17 protein-coding genes and 1 pseudogene are annotated in these 15858 nt (G+C 69.7%); 8 read left to right on the top strand and 10 right to left on the bottom strand.

What is annotated here, in order from left to right; genetic code table 11:
• The first annotated feature begins 2 nt into the window (after positions 1-2).
• Complete coding sequence (locus AB0N89_RS11765; protein WP_364203435.1) at positions 3-788, top strand: SDR family oxidoreductase; 786 nt, start codon at positions 3-5, stop codon at positions 786-788.
• A gap of 4 nt (positions 789-792) precedes the next feature.
• Complete coding sequence (locus tag AB0N89_RS11760) at positions 793-1488, top strand: GntR family transcriptional regulator (protein WP_364203433.1); 696 nt, start codon at positions 793-795, stop codon at positions 1486-1488.
• Positions 1489-1699: 211 nt separating this feature from the next.
• Here the strand turns inward: AB0N89_RS11760 and AB0N89_RS11755 are convergent, their stop codons facing one another.
• Positions 1700-3652 carry an NPCBM/NEW2 domain-containing protein gene (locus AB0N89_RS11755; protein ID WP_364203430.1) on the bottom strand — a complete coding sequence of 651 codons (1953 nt, stop codon included), beginning with the start codon at positions 3650-3652 and terminating at the stop codon, positions 1700-1702.
• A gap of 217 nt (positions 3653-3869) precedes the next feature.
• On the opposite strand from AB0N89_RS11755, the gene AB0N89_RS11750 reads away from it, so the two are divergent.
• Positions 3870-5141, top strand: a complete 1272-nt coding sequence (locus AB0N89_RS11750) for an aspartate aminotransferase family protein (protein WP_364203427.1) — start codon at positions 3870-3872, stop codon at positions 5139-5141.
• On the opposite strand, the gene AB0N89_RS11745 is transcribed toward AB0N89_RS11750, so the two are convergent.
• Positions 5138-6319 carry an alpha/beta hydrolase fold domain-containing protein gene (locus AB0N89_RS11745; RefSeq protein WP_364203424.1) on the bottom strand — a complete coding sequence of 394 codons (1182 nt, stop codon included), beginning with the start codon at positions 6317-6319 and terminating at the stop codon, positions 5138-5140. The genes AB0N89_RS11750 and AB0N89_RS11745 overlap by 4 nt on opposite strands.
• A 107-nt stretch (positions 6320-6426) precedes the next feature.
• Here AB0N89_RS11745 and AB0N89_RS11740 point away from each other — a divergent pair, with 107 nt between their 5' ends.
• From AB0N89_RS11740 to AB0N89_RS11730, 3 genes are read left to right on the top strand one after another with little or no spacing between them, the layout of a single operon-like run.
• Positions 6427-6843, top strand: coding sequence for an alpha/beta hydrolase fold domain-containing protein (locus AB0N89_RS11740; protein ID WP_364203421.1), 417 nt, complete (start codon positions 6427-6429; stop codon positions 6841-6843).
• Entirely contained in the window at positions 6840-7445 is a 606-nt protein-coding gene (locus tag AB0N89_RS11735) for a dihydrofolate reductase family protein (protein ID WP_364203418.1), read from the top strand. The genes AB0N89_RS11740 and AB0N89_RS11735 overlap by 4 nt, the downstream gene beginning before the upstream one ends.
• A complete protein-coding gene (locus tag AB0N89_RS11730; RefSeq protein WP_364203416.1) occupies positions 7442-8350 on the top strand; it encodes an NAD(P)-dependent oxidoreductase in 909 nt (302 codons plus the stop codon). Before AB0N89_RS11735 ends, AB0N89_RS11730 begins: the two co-directional genes overlap by 4 nt.
• Before the next feature lie 507 nt (positions 8351-8857).
• On the opposite strand, the gene AB0N89_RS11725 is transcribed toward AB0N89_RS11730, so the two are convergent.
• The 5 genes and pseudogenes from AB0N89_RS11725 to AB0N89_RS11705 form a co-directional block, all read right to left on the bottom strand.
• Complete coding sequence (locus AB0N89_RS11725; RefSeq protein ID WP_364203413.1) at positions 8858-9280, bottom strand: VOC family protein; 423 nt, start codon at positions 9278-9280, stop codon at positions 8858-8860.
• Complete coding sequence (locus tag AB0N89_RS11720; RefSeq protein ID WP_093932797.1) at positions 9259-9453, bottom strand: hypothetical protein; 195 nt, start codon at positions 9451-9453, stop codon at positions 9259-9261. Before AB0N89_RS11720 ends, AB0N89_RS11725 begins: the two co-directional genes overlap by 22 nt.
• Before the next feature lie 248 nt (positions 9454-9701).
• A complete protein-coding gene (locus tag AB0N89_RS11715; protein ID WP_364203410.1) occupies positions 9702-10220 on the bottom strand; it encodes a GNAT family N-acetyltransferase in 519 nt (172 codons plus the stop codon).
• 42 nt (positions 10221-10262) lie between these two features.
• Positions 10263-10793, bottom strand: a complete 531-nt coding sequence (locus tag AB0N89_RS11710; RefSeq protein WP_364203598.1) for an IclR family transcriptional regulator C-terminal domain-containing protein — start codon at positions 10791-10793, stop codon at positions 10263-10265.
• Between the two features lie 51 nt (positions 10794-10844).
• Positions 10845-11039, bottom strand: a pseudogene (locus AB0N89_RS11705) (helix-turn-helix domain-containing protein); the annotation flags it as partial.
• 113 nt (positions 11040-11152) lie between these two features.
• Here AB0N89_RS11705 and AB0N89_RS11700 point away from each other — a divergent pair.
• Complete coding sequence (locus tag AB0N89_RS11700) at positions 11153-12061, top strand: SDR family oxidoreductase (RefSeq protein WP_364203407.1); 909 nt, start codon at positions 11153-11155, stop codon at positions 12059-12061.
• Here the strand turns inward: AB0N89_RS11700 and AB0N89_RS11695 are convergent.
• Both AB0N89_RS11695 and AB0N89_RS11690 read right to left on the bottom strand, forming a co-directional pair.
• Positions 12052-13575, bottom strand: coding sequence for a PH domain-containing protein (locus AB0N89_RS11695; RefSeq protein WP_364203404.1), 1524 nt, complete (start codon positions 13573-13575; stop codon positions 12052-12054). The two genes, AB0N89_RS11700 and AB0N89_RS11695, sit on opposite strands and share 10 nt — an antisense overlap.
• Positions 13572-14084 carry a PH domain-containing protein gene (locus AB0N89_RS11690; protein WP_364203401.1) on the bottom strand — a complete coding sequence of 171 codons (513 nt, stop codon included), beginning with the start codon at positions 14082-14084 and terminating at the stop codon, positions 13572-13574. Before AB0N89_RS11690 ends, AB0N89_RS11695 begins: the two co-directional genes overlap by 4 nt.
• A 147-nt stretch (positions 14085-14231) precedes the next feature.
• Here AB0N89_RS11690 and AB0N89_RS11685 point away from each other — a divergent pair, with 147 nt between their 5' ends.
• Positions 14232-15152: a PAC2 family protein gene (locus AB0N89_RS11685; RefSeq protein ID WP_364203398.1), complete on the top strand. Its 921-nt coding sequence runs from the start codon at positions 14232-14234 to the stop codon at positions 15150-15152.
• A 24-nt stretch (positions 15153-15176) separates the two neighbouring features.
• On the opposite strand, the gene AB0N89_RS11680 is transcribed toward AB0N89_RS11685, so the two are convergent.
• Complete coding sequence (locus tag AB0N89_RS11680) at positions 15177-15830, bottom strand: NAD(P)H-binding protein (RefSeq protein WP_364203395.1); 654 nt, start codon at positions 15828-15830, stop codon at positions 15177-15179.
• Positions 15831-15858: the final 28 nt, after the last annotated feature.

Below are 15858 nucleotides of genomic sequence, written 5' to 3'. Positions count from 1 at the left end.
GCATGGGCCGGCTGGCAGGCAAGGTCGCGGTGGTCTTCGGTGGTGCGAGGGGAATCGGTCTCGCCACCGTGAAGGAGTTCGTCGCCGAGGGCGCGACCGTGTTCTCCAGTGACATCCGCGAACCCGCGGAAACCGTCGAGGGCGCCGCACACTCCCTTGTGGACGCGACCGACGAAGGCCAGGTCGACGAGTTCGTGCGCGGCGTGCTCGCCGAGACCGGCCGGATCGACGTGCTGTTCAACAACGTCGGCATCCACCTCGGGAAACCCCTGTCCGACACCACGCTGGCGGAATTCGACAACATCTTCGCGCTGAACGTGCGGGCCGCCTTCCTCGGCACGCGCTCGGTGCTGCCGCACATGATCGCGAACAAGGCGGGCAGCATCATCACGACGTCGTCCAACGGCGGTGTGATGGGCCGTCCCGCCGACCCGGTGTACAACGCCACCAAGCACGCGCTGGTCGGCCTGATGAAGTCGATCGCCGTCGCGCACGCGCACCAGGGGATCCGCGCGAACACGGTCAACCCGGGCGCCGTCGACACCGACATGCTGCGCGGCACGCTCGCGTCGCCCGAGGACTTCGAGGCGAAACAACACCAGCTGACCGCGAGCACGCCCGCCGGCCGGGTCGGCGAGGCCTGGGAGGTCGCGAAGGCCGTCGTCTTCCTGGCCAGCGACGAATCGCGCTTCATCAACGGCGTCGCGCTCCCGATCGACGGCGCGAAGGCGGCCGGCGCCATGCCGGGCAACCGGTACAGTCTCGACTTCGAACTCGGCGTCAGGTAACGCCATGTCCACTCCTGCCGCCGAGGAGACGCTGGCCCGCGACAGGCCCCTGCTCGAACGGAGCGGGACAGCGGAACGGGTCGCCGAGATCCTGCGACAGCGCATCACGGAAGGCGTCTTCCCGCCGGGGTCGCGGCTTTCCGAACCATCGATCAGCGCCGCGCTGGGCGTTTCGCGCAACACCCTGCGTGAGTCCTTCCAGCTGCTGGCGCACGAACGGCTCGCGGTGCACGAACTCAACCGCGGCGTGTTCGTGCGCGAGCTGACCGCGCAGGACATCTCGGACCTCTACGTCATGCGGCGGGTCACCGAATGCGGTGCGCTGCGGCGTGCGTCCGAACTGTCCACCGTGGATCTTTCCGGCATCGGGGCCGCGGTGCGGGCGGGCCGCGCGGCGGCCGACGAAGGCGACTGGCAAGCCGTCGGGACCGCGAGTATCGCGTTCCACCAAGCGATGGGCGACCTGGCGGACAGCGAGCGGGTCAGCTCGACGATGCGTCAGGTGCTGGCGGAGACGCGGCTGTTCTTCGTGCTGGCGGAGAACACTCGCGCGTTCTTCGAGCCGTTCCTGGTGCGGCACGAGCGGATCCTGCGGGACCTCGAACGCGGGCGGTTCGGGCCTGCGGAAACGGCGCTGGAGAAGTACCTGCGGGATGCGGAGAAGCAGCTTCTGGGCGCTTACGAGCGCCGGGGTGCTTGAGGGGCGCCGGGCCGCTTCCGGACCGAAGACGTAACTCGCGTGATTGGGCGCGGAACTCGCGTGATTGGACGGCGAACTCGCGTGTGCGGCGCCTGATCACGCGAGAGCGCTCGGCCCGCCCGCATCCGCCATCCCCGCCCGGGACGCTATGAACGGTCCGTTCCTCGCAAAATTTGCGAGGAACGGACCGTTCATAGCGTGCGGAAGGGGATCAGCAGGTGAAGGTGGCGCCCGCCCAGTCCGCGTGGTCGGAGTCGACCCCGTCACCGCCGTCCGTGACGACCAGGTCCAGCACCTGGACTCCGCTCAACGGCGCGGAAAGCTGCTGGGCGGCCTGGCCGCGCCTGAGCACACCGGTGTTCGCCAGGCGCTTGCCGTCGCCGACGACCTCGAAAGCCACGCTGCCTCCGGCCTTCTCGTCGTCGACCCCGACGGACGACGTGAACGACGAACATCCGCCGCCGAGGTAGATCCGGACCTTCGACGGCGCGTGGACGCCCAGACCGTCGTCGTAGGTCACGCCGCCGATGCTCATCTCACGGCCGTCACCCGCGCCCGATTCGCCGTTGCTGGTCCCGCGTTCCACCGGCCCGTAGCCGTTCTCCGCCGTCATGAACGCCGCCTTCGACAGCGCGCTCGTCCCGGCGGCCGGCGGCGTCACGAGGGGAGCGCTTCCGCTCGCGGTCAACGTCCGCGCGCCCCAGGTGGTCCGGTAGTCGATCCGCCCGGAGATCTCGACGCGCTCACCGGAGGGGGACGACGGGCGCACGGTCCAGCTCTGTTCCCACGACTTCCCCGGCGCGATGGCGGGGACCCGCACCTCGGTCCGGCCGTCCGGCTTCCAGCCCGCCCCGACCGTCAGCTTCACCGTGCCCGACCGCACCGGCGTGCGGCCGTCGTTGAACACCTTGAGCGTCGTGGTGAACGGCTTGTCGACGGCGGCGTATTCGGGTGACAGCAGGGAAAGCGTCGTATGCGGCGCGGCCTGCGGCCGGTTCGACGGCCAGACGCGGAACGTCGCCGAGCCGTGGCTCGGCAGCCCGGCCCGCAGGGTTCCGGCGGACTCGGTCTCGCCGCCGGTCCACAGGTCCCGGACCCGGTAGCCGGAGGCGGCCGGGGCACCGATCTCCTTCGCGGTGGCGGACACGGTCGCCGGGGCGCCGCCGCGGTTGAACAGCACGACGACGTTCGAGCCGTCGGACATCGGCTTGGCCCAGACCTCGGTGTCGCCGTCGTCGCGGACCTTGTGGCCCTGCTTGCCGCCCCAGTCCTGGTCGACCGCGAGAATGTCCTTGTTCAGCAGGATCTTCTTGGTCGCTTCGGACATCGAGCGCAGGTCGTTGCCCGCCAGCAGCGGGGCGTTGAGCAGCGACCAGAGCGCGAAGTGGGAGCGGTACTCCGTGTCGGTCATGCCGCCGTTGCCGACCTCCAGCATGTCCGGGTCGTTCCAGCCGCCCGGTCCGGAGTAGGCCTCCAGGCCGACCTGCTGGTCGAGAAGACTCGTCATGCTGGCCCAGGTGTCGGTGATGTCGCCGGTGGTGCGCCACAACTGCGCACCGGCGTTCTTGCCCCATTCCCAGGGCTTGTTCTGACCCCATTCGCACAGGGCGTAGACGATCGGGCGGCCGGTCTTCTTCAGCGCCTCGCCCATTTTCGTGTACCGCTCCAGCGCGGGCCGGCCCTGGTTGTTGCAGTTGTCGTACTTGAGGTAATCGACACCCCAGTCCGCGAACGTCCGCGCGTCGACGTCTTCGTGGTCGAGCGAACCGGGCATGGTCCGCGCGCAGGTTTCCGTGCCGGCACTGGTGTAGATGCCGAGCTTCAGGCCTTTGCCGTGGACGTAATCGGCCAGCGCCTTGATCCCGCTGGGGAATCGTGTGCGGTGTGGTTCGTACTTCCCGTCGGGCGTGCGATTCTTTTCCGCCCAGCAGTCGTCGATGTTGACGTACTGGTAGCCCGCGGCCTTCAGCCCGGACGACACCATGGCGTCGGCGGTTTCCCTGATCAGCTTTTCGTTGATGTCACAGCCGAACTTGTTCCAGCTGTTCCAGCCCATCGGCGGTGTCGCGACCGGTGGTGGTGCGCTTTCGTCGGCTGCCGCCGGAACGGCGCAGAGGGCGGTGAGCGTGCAGGCGGCGACGAGCGCGCCAGCGAGACGACGCATAAAGTTCCTCCCAGAATGCTCAACTTTGAACAAACTCACTCATCAAACAACAGGATCGACCGACGCTGGTCAAGGGCCGTTGGGATGGTGTTGGAAAATCACCGGAGGTTGCGCGACAGACCGGCGAGGTCCGCCGGGTGAAATGTGCACGATGGAGTGTTCGCGTCGCGGCCGGATCCGGGTGAGGATGGGGGCCACGAGCACGAGGAGGAAGATCATGGTTTCGTCGGCGTCCGCGCGCAATCCGCTGTGGCACCCCTTCGCGGACATGGGAGCGGTCGACGGTGACCGGCTCGTCATCACCCGCGGTGAGGGTTCCTACGTCTGGGACGACGAGGGGAAGCGGTATTTCGACGCGACCGCGTCGCTCTGGTACGCGAACTTCGGGCACGGACGCGAGGAGATCGCGCAGGCCGTCGCGGACCAGCTGCGGACGCTCGACTCGTACAACCTGTTCGGCTACAACGCCAACGAACCCGCGCTGAAGCTCGCGGAACGGGTCTCCGCGCTGACCCCGGAACCGGGCTCGAAGGTGTTCTTCGGATCGGGTGGCGGCGACGTCGTCGACACCGCCGTCAAGATCGCCCGCTCGTACTTCGCGCACACCGGGCGCCCGGAGAAGGTGCACGTCATCGGGCGGGTGCAGGGGTATCACGGCACGCACGGATTCGGCACGGCCGTCGGCGGCATCGCGGCCAACGCCGCCGGGTTCGGGCCGCTGCCGGGCGACATCTCGCACGTGCCCTACGACAGCGCCGAAGCGCTCGAAGCGGAGATCCTGCGGGTCGGGCCGGAGAAGGTCGCGGCGTTCTTCTGTGAACCGGTGATCGGCGCGGGCGGAGTCCTGCTGCCGCCGGACGGGTACATCGAGGCCGTCGCCGAGATCTGCCGCAAGCACGACGTGCTGTTCGTCGCGGACTGCGTGATCGCCGCTTTCGGGCGGCTCGGCACCTGGTTCGGGATCGACCGGTGGGCCGTGAAACCGGACATGATCACGACCGCGAAGGGCATCACCGGCGGGACGATCCCGCTGGGCGCGCTGATCGTCGCGCCGAGGGTGGCCGAGCCGTTCTTCACCGGTGAGCCGGGCGCGCCGGTGCTGCGGCACGGCGCGACCTACGCGGGGCATCCGGTCGCCTGCGCCGCGGGCAACGCGACGCTGGACATCTACGAACGCGACGGGCTCATCCCGCGCGGGCGGGAGCTGGAGAAGCCGCTGGCGGACGCGCTTTCCGGGCTGGTCTCGCATCCGCTGGTCGCCGAGGTCCGGGCCGGGCTGGGCTTCCTCGCCGCGGTCGAACTGAAAGCCGACGTCGTCGCGGCGAACCCCGGCGCGGCGAACCGGCTCCAGCGGCTGGCACGCGACGAAGGCGTCCTGGTGCGGAACCTGGCCAAGGGGATCGCGGTCTCGCCGCCGCTGATCGCCGGGGAGGCCGAACTGGACCAGCTCGCGACGGCCTTGCCGCGCGCTCTGGACAAGCTCGCCTAGCCTGCTTCGGCCGCGGAACCGCTCTCGTCCTCGCCGAGGAAACCGGCGACCTGTTCGAGGGCGTCCGCGGCCTCGGGCAGGAACGACCAGAACAGGTGGAAGACGTGCGTGCTGACCGGGTACAGGTCGAAGCGCACGTCGGCCCCCTGCTCGCGGGCCTTGTCGACGAAGCGGCGTGTCTCGGGCAGCGTCACGTCCTCGGTGCCTGACTGGACGAGCATCGGCGGCAGCCCGGACAGGTCGCCTTCGAAGACGTTCAGCAGGGGATCCGTCGGCGGGTGGTCACGGACGTAGAGCGAGAACCATCGCGCGACCGGGGTGCCGCCGTCCGGCGGGTCCACCACGTCCATCGCCGGGCACAGCAGGACCGCTTTGCCGGGCTGGGGCAAGCCTTCCTGTTCCAGCTTGAGCAGCAGGGAAACCGCCAGCCCTCCGCCCGACGAGTCGCCGCTGACGGTCAGCCGCTCCGGGGCCGTGCCCTGGCCGAGCAGCCAGCGGTAGGCGCGGAGAGCGTCTTCCAGTGCGGCGGGGAAGGGATGCTCCGGGGCGAGCCGGTAGTCCGGCACCAGCACGGCGGCGCCCGTCGCGGCCGCCAGCGCGCCGGTCAGCGGGCGGTATCCGAAGGCCGAGCCCGCGATGTAGCCGCCGCCGTGCAGGTGCAGCACGGTCGGTCGGTGCCCCGGCCCGGGGGCGACGACCAGCGAGGACACGCCGTCCGTCTGGACCGGCCGCACCACGGTGCCGTCCGGGACGGGGAGCTGCGCGTTGAGCGCTTCGAAGGCCTCCCGCATCGCGGCGAGCCCGCTCTCGCCGTCCTCGATGACCGAATTCCACAGCTGGGTGACGCGCGCGTTCACTTCGCCGCCGACCGATCGGGTGAGGGCGATCGCGTCGTCCATGTCGGACAACAGTGGGAGCGTGGCGCCGAGCAGGGCTTCGCCGGCGAGGGTCAGTTCGACACGGTGGGTCGAGCGGCGCAGCAGCTGGCAGCCGATCAGCTGTTCCAGCGCCTTGATCTGGCGGCTGAGGGCGGGCTGGGAGACGAACAGCCGGTTGGCGGCCCGGCCGAAGTTGAGTTCGTCGGCGACCGCGACGAACGCCCGCAGGTGCTTGAGCTCGATCGCGTCGGCGGCCGAAGGCATGCCCAGCAGCCGCGGCCCGGCGGGACGTTCGGACATGGCGTCGAGTATCCCCGCTCGCCCCGGCCGTGGTGATGCGTTCCGCGCAAGAAGGTGATGCGTGATCGGTCTTTCCCTTCCGCGCCCCGTCCGTGACAAGGTAGGTCATGGCCGAAACAGCAGGTCAGCGCGTTGCCGAGCTGCGAATGCGGGGCGGCGTCACGCGGGTGCACTGGCCGTCCGGGCATCGTGCCGCGGCCCCGTTGGTGCTCTGGTTCGCCCCGGACGGGGCGGGCGCCGAACGGGTCGCGGGCTGCGGGGCGGTGGTGATCGCCGCCGGACTGCCCGCGTTCCCGGCGGCGCGGGCGGTGCTGGAGTGGGCGGCGGCGCATCCCCGGAGCCTGGGGGCCGATCCGGAGCCGGTGCTGGTCGCGGGGGAAGGACCGGGGGCCGAACTGGCCGCACGCGTCGCGAAGTACGCGAAGGAACAGGGCTGGCCACCGGTCCGCGAGGTGGACGGCGGTCCTGGGGGTATCGCCGCCCACCTCGAACGAACGAAACGAATACTGGGAGGAATGCCATGAGCAAGGTCTTCACCGGCCTCGCCGTCTCCGTGGACGGCTTCATCAGCGGAAAGCTGCCCGAGGGCGCCGAAGAGTTCGGAAGCGGGCTCGGCGACGCGCCGACGCTGTTCGACTGGTACTTCGACGGCGACACCCCGAGCGAGGTGTTCGACGGCTTCAAACTGAGCGAACCGAGCGCGCGGTTCTTCGACACCATCGCGAGCCGCATCGGCGCGATCGTCGTCGGGCGCACCACCTACGAGCATTCCGGCCGCTTCGGCGGCGGGAGCCCGCACCCGGCGGTGCCGATGGTCCTCGTCAGCCACTGCCCCGTGCCCGAAGCGAGTGGCCGGCAGACCGTGATCACCACCGGCGTCGAGGACGCCGTCGCCGCCGCGCGCGAGATCGCCGGGACCAAGGACGTCGGCCTGATGGGCGGCGGGCTGGTCACCTCCGCGCTGGCCGCGGGACTGGTCGACGAGGTGATCCTCCACCAGGTGCCCATCCTGCTCGGCAAGGGCAGGAGGTTCTTCAACGAACTGCCGGAACACGTGGAACTCCGTCTGCTGCAAGCGATCCCTGCGCCCGGCGTGACCCACCTCCATTACGGCGTCGGCCGATGATCCTCGTCACCGGAGGGCTGGGCATGATCGGCGCCCACACCGCCCGCGCGCTCACCGACCTCGGCCACGACGTCGTGGTCACCGCCCATCACCGCACCGAGGTCCCGTCGTTCCTCGACGGCGAGGTGACCGTCGAACCTCTCGACGTCACCGACCGGGACGCCTTCCTGGCGCTCGCCGACCGCCACGACATCGGGGACATCGTCCATCTCGCCGGAACCATCCCCGGTGAGGACCCGGTCGGCTTCTTCCGCGCGGACACCACCGCCCTGCTCAACGCGCTGGACGCCGCGCGTACCTGGGGCGTCCGCCGGTTCGCCGTCGCCAGCAGCCTCGGTGTCTACATCGGACAGGCGGATTCCCCGTGGCACGAGGAACTCGCCCTGCCCTCGGTGGAACTACCACATCTGATCATCGCCTTCAAGAAGGCCGTGGAGGCCCTGACCACGCACGCCCTCGCGGGCAGCGGGGTCCAGCCGGTCGTGCTGCGGATCGGGAGCATCTGGGGTCCGCTGATGGATCCGGAGTCGCCGTTCAACCCCATTCCGCCGTACATCAGCGCGGTTCTCCGCGGCGAGCGGCCGTCGCCGCTGCTGGCCGACGACGGTGGCGACAGCTGCTACGCGCCTGATGCGGGGCGCGCGATCGCCATGCTCATGAGCGCGGAGAAGCTGCGGCACGACACCTACAACGTGTCCCGCGGGCGGCCGTCGCTCAACCGCGAACTCGCGGGCGCGCTGGAGGCGATCACTCCAGGGCTCCGGCTCGACCTCCGGCCGGGAGGACAGCCCGGACCGCATCTCGACATCACCCGGCTCGCCGAGGACACCGGCTTCGAACCGGCTTTCGACGTCGCGGCTGCGGTCGCGGACTACGTGGCTTGGCGGGGGAGCAACTCGCGGTGAGTGCCGGGTCTTGGTCCGTGAAGGACTCCTTGAGGGACTCTGGGTCCCTCAAGGAGGCCTTCACGGACCGGGGCCTTCGACCGGACGCCTTTGGCGTTCACCCCCGGATCGCCACTCACGACCCACCTGACCGGCTCGGCACCGGCGCCCTTGTCGCTTGCGGTACATGAAGGCCCCCTTCCTTACGCCAGGCGCAAGGAAGGGGGCCTTCATGTACTGGGGCTTCACGCGCGGCCGCGGTGACCGCTGGGGCGAGAGTGGCGATCGCCGAGGCCTTCACGGACCGGACACCTTGGCGTCCACCCCCGAAGCGGAGGCCGGACGTGATGAAGGGGCCTTTCGTGGCAGATCTCGCCATGAAAGGCCCCTTCAGGCCACGCTCCGCGACTCGAAGCGAATCGCGGAGCCTGACGCGCACGAGGGCCGCGCGCTCGGTCATGAAGGGCACAGCCGACGGGACCAGGTCCCTTCATGACACCCCCAGTGACGGGCCCTCGCGGGCCCGCCTCAGGAGAGACAGAGTTCGTTGCCCTCCGGGTCCGCGATCGTGATCCACTCGGCGGGCCCCTGCTTGCCGCGGTGCAGGAACGTCGCGCCGCGGGAGGTCAGCCGTTCGAGTTCGGCCTCGATCTTGTCCGCCCCCATCCGGATGTCGAGATGCAGGCGGTTCTTCACCGTCTTTCCTTCGGGTACCAGCTGGAAGAGGAACCGCTGCTTGGTCTCGGGGTGGACGATCGCCGCGCCGTCCTTCCACACCAGGGCACCCTTGTGCGTGGTGGTCGACTCCTCCTGGGCGTACCCCTTCGCGACCATCTCGCGGATGAACTCCTCGTTGCTCCCCTCGACCTGCCAGCCGAGCATCTCGGCCCACCAGTCGGCGAGGTCGTGCGGATGAGCGGAGTCCACGGTCACCTGGAAGTCATACGCCATACCGGCACATTAACGACCCGCCCCGACAATTCCGGGCGCTCATGCCCGCTGACCACGGTGAACCGCCACTTGTCGACCCCGCCGCCCATGATCTCGGCGTAGCGCCGGGCGCCGTCCGCGTTGGCGAAGCGCACCTGCTGGCCGTTGGTGAGATGGGTGATCTTGACCGCCATCCGTGCCTCCCTGAAGTCCGGTGCCGGCCCGCGGAGCTTCCCCCTCCGGGGCCGGCGCGGACAGTAGAACACACGTTCGACAGCGGCGGCCAATCCGACCCCCCGCGCGGGTCATCTTCGGCAGGGTGGGTCGTGCCGGTCCGGTCCGTGAAGGCCTCCTTGAGGGACTCTGGGTCCCTCAAGGAGGCCTTCACGGAATCGGCGATCGCCATCCGGTCACCGCGTCGCCCGCGAAATCTCCTCCGCCCTCACGCTTTCCGTGCCGGCCGGGAAATGCGCCGCATGGTCACCCGCGGCCACGCGTCCAGCCCGCGGGCGATCTCATCGGCGCGGACGGCACGCAGGCCCTCGGTGAGGCTCTCTTCGTCGAGAACCTCGAAGCCGAGACGCGCGTAGTACGGCGCGTTCCACGGCACTTCGGCGTACGTCGTCAGCGTCAGCCCCGCGAGCCCTTCGCGCGCTGCCCACTCCGCGGCGTGCTCGATCAGCCGCCGCCCGAGCCCGCGCCGCGCATGATCCGGATGGACGGACACCTGCTCGATGTGGCCGTGGCCGTCGACGACCTCGGCGAGCAGGTACGCCACCGGGCCGTCGCCGGTGTCGTACACCCAGGCGTGGCCCGCGTTCCGGAAGTTCGTGAGGTCCTCGATCGACGGCGGGTCGTCGTCGGCGATCGCGGCCATGCCGAGTGCGCGGAACGGTTCGCCCGCGGCGCGCTCGATGTCCTGGAGCGCGGGCAGGTCTTCGGGTTCGGCGAGTCGGATCACGGATCGAGTTCTACCCCGTCGCGGCGCGCGGGCGCGCGCGAATTAGAGGGAGAACGACGAAACGGCGCGGTGGATCCTGCTCGCGTACGACTGGAGCGTGACGATGGCGGCGCGTTTCGCGTCGTCGCTGATCCGGGTCGCGGGAGCGGCGAGGGTCAGCACCGCCGGGCGGTGACCGGTGCTCGGGATCGGCACCGAGCACGACCAGACGCCTTCGTCCAGTTCGCCCCAGCTGACCGAATACCGGTTCGCCCCGGCACGTTTGACCTCTTCCCGCACGCTCGGGCCGCGACGCTGGACGATCGACGAAAGCCGTCGTTCGCGTTCGCCCTCCGGCAGCATGGCGAGCAGCATCTTGCCCGACGCGCCGGAGCCGAGCGGGACGGAATGGCCCGGCTGGAAGGTGAACCGCATCGCGCGTTCGCATTCGACACGGTCCGCGCAGACCGCGGAATCGCCGAAATGCTGGAACAGCAACACGGTCTCGCCGAGGTCTCGGGCGGCCTCTTCCATCGCCGGGCGGGCCAGCCGGGCCAGGTCGTTCGCCAGTTGCGCGGCCCTCGCGAGCGGCATCACCTGGCTCGTCACATGATATCGGCCTGTTTTTCCCTCCTCGAGAAGTTGAAGCTCTTTCAGTAACGCGACATAGCGATACGTCGTCGCCACAGGAGTGCCGATCCTCGCGGCGAGTTCGGCGACGCTCGCGTCCCAGCGGCGTTCGGAAAAGGACAGCAGCAACTGGAGCACTTTGCGTGAACTGCTGGCACCGGGAGTGCGTTTCGGGGGAGCGGTGTCCAGGGATCGTGCGGCAGGTGTCATCTCGACCTCTCGCCGGGGCCAATCACAAAGAGTCAAGAACGTAGCACATTGTGTGAAAAGCGGACCAGGGACTTTGGTCCACGAACAAGCTGACTTCTTGCTAGGTTCGGGCGATGGAAAAGCCATTGGCGGGCAAGATCGCGTTGGTCGCCGGGGCGACCCGCGGGGCGGGCCGGGGAATAGCGGTCCAGCTGGGTGTCGCCGGTGCGACCGTTTACGTGACCGGCCGCAGCACCGGTTCGCGGAGATCGGAAATGAACCGCCCGGAGACGATCGAGGAGACCGCGGCGCTGGTCGACGGAGCGGGCGGGCACGGGATCGCGGTCGCCGTCGACCACCTGGTGGCCGACGAGGTCCGCGAACTGGTGGAACGGATCGACGCCGAGCAGGGCGCGCTGGACGTGCTGGTCAACGACATCTACGGCGCGCCCATCGAATGGGGCAGGACCGTCTGGGAGTCCACTTTGGACACCGGACTGCGGACACTGCGGCTTGCCGTCGACACACACGCCATCACCAGCCATTTCGCGATCCCGCTCATGATCAGGAGGCCGGGCGCGCTGGTCGTCGAGGTCAACGACGGGACGACCGGGTACAACGCGGAAAACTACCGCGTTTCCTTCTTCTACGACCTTGCCAAGACCGCGGTGAACCGGATGGCGTTCGCGCTCGCCCACGAATTGGCGGCACACGGCGGTACCGCGGTCGCGGTCACGCCGGGCTGGTTGCGTTCCGAGGCCATGCTCGACGCTTATCGGGTGACCGAAGAGAATTGGCGGGACGCCACCAAGGTACAGCCCCATTTCGCCATTTCTGAAAGCCCGGCGTACGTCGGGAGGGCGGTCGCCGCGCTGGCCGGTGATACCGATGTCGCCCGCTGGAACGGGAAATCGATGTCCAGTGGTGAATTGGCGAAGGAATACGGATTCACCGACCTCGACGGCAGCCGTCCCGACTCCTGGCGCTATCTCGTCGAGGTCCAGGATCCCGGCAAACCGGCGGACGTGACCGGCTACCGCTGAGCCTCCCGTCGCAGGAACGGAGTGAGCAGACCGGGCGCGGCCTGTTCCGCCATCGCCAGCCCGGCCGATTCGCCGACGTCGACCACCTGATAGCCGCCCCGGCCCGCCGCGATCGGCGCGGTCACGGTGATCAGACCGGCACGACGCTGGAAGAACGAGCGGCTGACGACGATCCCGGTGACCCCTTCACGCCGGATCGCCACCGTCGCGCGCGCCAGCGAGCCGGAGCGGCTGACCAGGTAACGCCCGACGATCGCGTGGCCGAGATTGCGGTAGCCGTCCCAGCCCACGAGCGCCGCGAACGGCAGCAGGCCGAGCGCGACCTGCCACATCCACGCCGGCAGGAAGTCGATCCAGTACAGGCCGTACAGCGCCGCCGCCAGGAACAGCACGCCGCCGATCGCCCGGGTGAGCCGCCGGGTCAGCGCCCGTCGCGGATGCCGGTCCAGCGGCACGGTGGCCGGGTCGAAGTTCTCGCGCAGCACTTCGGCCGCGACCTCGTGGACCCGGCCGACGGGCGCGGGCGGCAGCAGGAGCCCGCCGCCCTTGTCCCCGCCCTTGCCTTCGCGCAGCCCGCCGGCGATCGCGGTGAGCCGTGCTCCGCCCGCGATCCGCAGCGGCAACGGTTCCTTGACCTCGACGCCGCGGAGCCGCTCCTCTTCGATGGACACCGAACGCGTGGTGATCAGCCCGCGCCGGACGTGCAGGGTGCCCTCGGTCTCGCGGGTGAGCCTGAAGTTCCAGAACGAGAGCACGTAGCCGCCGACGGAAAGCAGCGAGACGACCACCAGCAGGGCGACCGCCGCGACGACCACGATCAGCCACAACGCCGTGTTCGCCAGATCGTCCATGAGGTCGCGCAGCGGCCCGACGTTCTCCGGGTCGATGTTCAGCTGGTGCGCGAAATGCCAGACGGCGGCGAACACCGCGCCCACCACGGCGAGCCCGGACAGCGTGAACGGCGCGTACCGCACCCACTTCCGGTCGACCTCCGCCACGACCTGCTCCGGCGGCGGCGTGGTCTCGGCCTCGGCGGGGACTTCCTTGCGGTGCAGAAGAACCGTGCGCAGGCGGTGTGCCTCGGTCTCACTGACGGCGTCGAGCACCAGCTGGTCGCCGCTGGAGCCCTGGCCCACCGAATGCCGCCCGGTGCCGATGCGCACGGCGCTGAGGGAGAACAGGCGGTGCTTCGGCTCCGAGGTGACGTCGACCGTGCGGATCCGGTCCAGCGGGATCGCGCGATGCTTGCGCAGCAACAGGCCCGTGGTCCATTCCACCTGGCCGTCGGCGATGCGGTAGCGCGAAGTGAGCACGTGCGAGACGCCGACGAACACGGTCACGGCGGTGACGCCAAGGCCGATCCACTCCCAGCCGTTGCCGCGGCCGAGGAGCACCGTCCCGATCAGCACCGGCAGCGATTTGACGATGTCGAGCACCGGGCGGATCAGCAGCATCCGGCGGTCGAGGCGGTGCCACTGGTCGACGTCGGCCTCCGGCAGGGCCTCGGTGCTCATGTCGCGTCACCCGGGGTGGCCTGTGTGGTCTTCGTGAGTGAAGCGGCCAGCGCCAGCGCGTCGGCGTGATCGAGACCGGAGATCTTGACCGGGCCCGCGGCGGACGCCGTCGTCACGGTGAGTTTGGCCAGCTTGAACAGCTGCTCGACCGGGTCGCGTTCGATGTCGACGGTCTGGATCCGCGAGATCGGCGCGATCCGCCAGTCCTGCTTGAGCCAGCCTTCCTGGGTGTACACGGCCTCGCCGGTGACCTCCCAGCGGTGGATCCGGTACCGCCACTGCGGCATGACCAGCAGATGCAGCGGGGCGAGCACGCACGAGATCGTCAGCGTCACCACGAGCCACGTCGGCGCGTCGTCGCTGGTGAACACGAACACCGCCTGGACGCCGACGACGATCACCCAGCCGACCGCGGCCCACACCGCCCAGTAGCCGATAGCGCGACGGCTGACCCGGTTGGCGGGCGGGCGCAGGGTGAGCCGTTCCGCCGTTGCTGTCTCTTCAGTCACTCACTCAGCCTGCACCACCTCGGCGCGGACCGCCCACGACACCTGTCACGGGCCGATAGGATTCCGGACACGGTCGGCGGAATGGATACCCCCTATCGGGGCGTTGCCACCCGTAGAAGGTTGTACGCACGAAACCTGGAGGATCTGGTGGCGCTGGACCCGGAAGACCTGTACGAGGTGGACTCGGACGTCCCTGACCTCGGCGGGGCCGTGCTCCTGCACTACTTCGACGGGTTCATGGACGCGGGGTCGGCGGGCAAGCTCGTCGCCGAGCACCTCCTGAACTCCTCCGAGCACCGCGTGGTCGCGCGCTTCGACGTCGACCGCCTCATCGACTACCGCTCGCGCCGCCCGACGATGACCTACTCCATCGACCGCTGGGAGGCCTACGACGCCCCCGAACTGGTCGTCCACCTGCTGCACGACGACGACGGCGTGCCGTTCCTGCTGCTCACCGGCCCGGAACCGGACCACGACTGGGAGCGGTTCTGCGCGGCCGTGCGCGGCCTGGTCGAACGCTGGGACGTCCGGCTCACCACCGGTTTCCACGGCATCCCGATGGGCGCGCCGCACACCCGCCCGCTCGGCGTGACCGCGCACGCGACGCGGGACGACCTGGTCGGCGACCACCGGCCGCTGCCCAACCGGATGCAGGTTCCGGGCAGTGTCGCCGGGCTGCTGGAGTTCCGCTTCGGCGAGTGGGGACACGACGCGTCCGGATTCGCCGCGCACGTTCCGCACTACCTCGCGGACTCGACGTACCCGAGCGCCGCGCTGCACCTGCTCGAAGCCGTCGCCGAGGCGACCGGGCTGAACCTGCCGGACGACGACCTGCGGGAGGCCTCGCAGGAGGCGGAAGCCGAGATCGCCCGACAGGTCGCCGGATCGGAGAAGGTCGCCGACGTCGTGCGCGCGCTGGAGCAGCAGTACGACACGTTCATGGAGGCGTCCAGCAAGGAAAGCCTGCTCGCGGAATCCGTCGAGCACATGCCGACCGCCGAGGAGCTGGGCAACCAGTTCGAGCGGTTCCTGGCGGAGCAGAACGGCGGGGACAGCCCCGAGCGCTGAGGTTTGTTCCGTGAAGGCCTCCGGTCAGTGGTCGATGGCGATCATCGCCTTCGAGTGCTTCGGCCGTTCGATCTCGTCGACCAGCGCGACCGCGAGATCCGCGTAGGAGAACGGCCCCGCGTCCTCCGCGCGTGGCAGCACCCGGTGGTCACCGCTGCGGTACTCGCCCGTGCGGGCGGCGTGTTCGTCGAGCGGCACGGGCGGCGGCGCGATGATCACCCAGCCGAGGCGCTCGCCGGACGCGCGGAAGACCTCCAGTTCCGCAGTGTGCCCGAGCGAGAACTCGCGGTGTTCCGGCGGCCAGCCGGGCTGGTCGTGGAACGCGACGCCCGGTGAGATCTCCAGCGCCGATCCGACGCCGACGACGACCAGCCGCGCGACGGCGGCCCGGCCGAGGCCGTCGATCAGCGCGTGCGCGGCGGCCGGGTAGTACTCCCGCGACGGGAGATCCGCGCGGTAGACGGAACTGATCGCGGCGTCGTGCCCGGCGGCCGCCTTCGCGACGTCGTCCGCGACGGTGACGTCGGCGGCGGTCAAGGTGACGTGGTCCCCGGCGAGATCCGCGTGCCGCCGGGGGTCCCGGACGGCGGCGGTGACCTGATGTCCGCGGTTCACGGCTTCGGCGACCGCGCGACGCCCTGCGCGTCCGCCCGCCCCGAAGATGACGATCCGGCTCATCGTGCTCCTTTTTCCTTGCCGGTGAACG

It is taken from the genome of Amycolatopsis sp. NPDC089917 (assembly GCF_040684635.1).
Classification (GTDB): domain Bacteria; phylum Actinomycetota; class Actinomycetes; order Mycobacteriales; family Pseudonocardiaceae; genus Amycolatopsis.
Note: the sequence above shows the minus strand (reverse complement) of the source record. Positions and strands in the feature narration are given on the sequence as shown.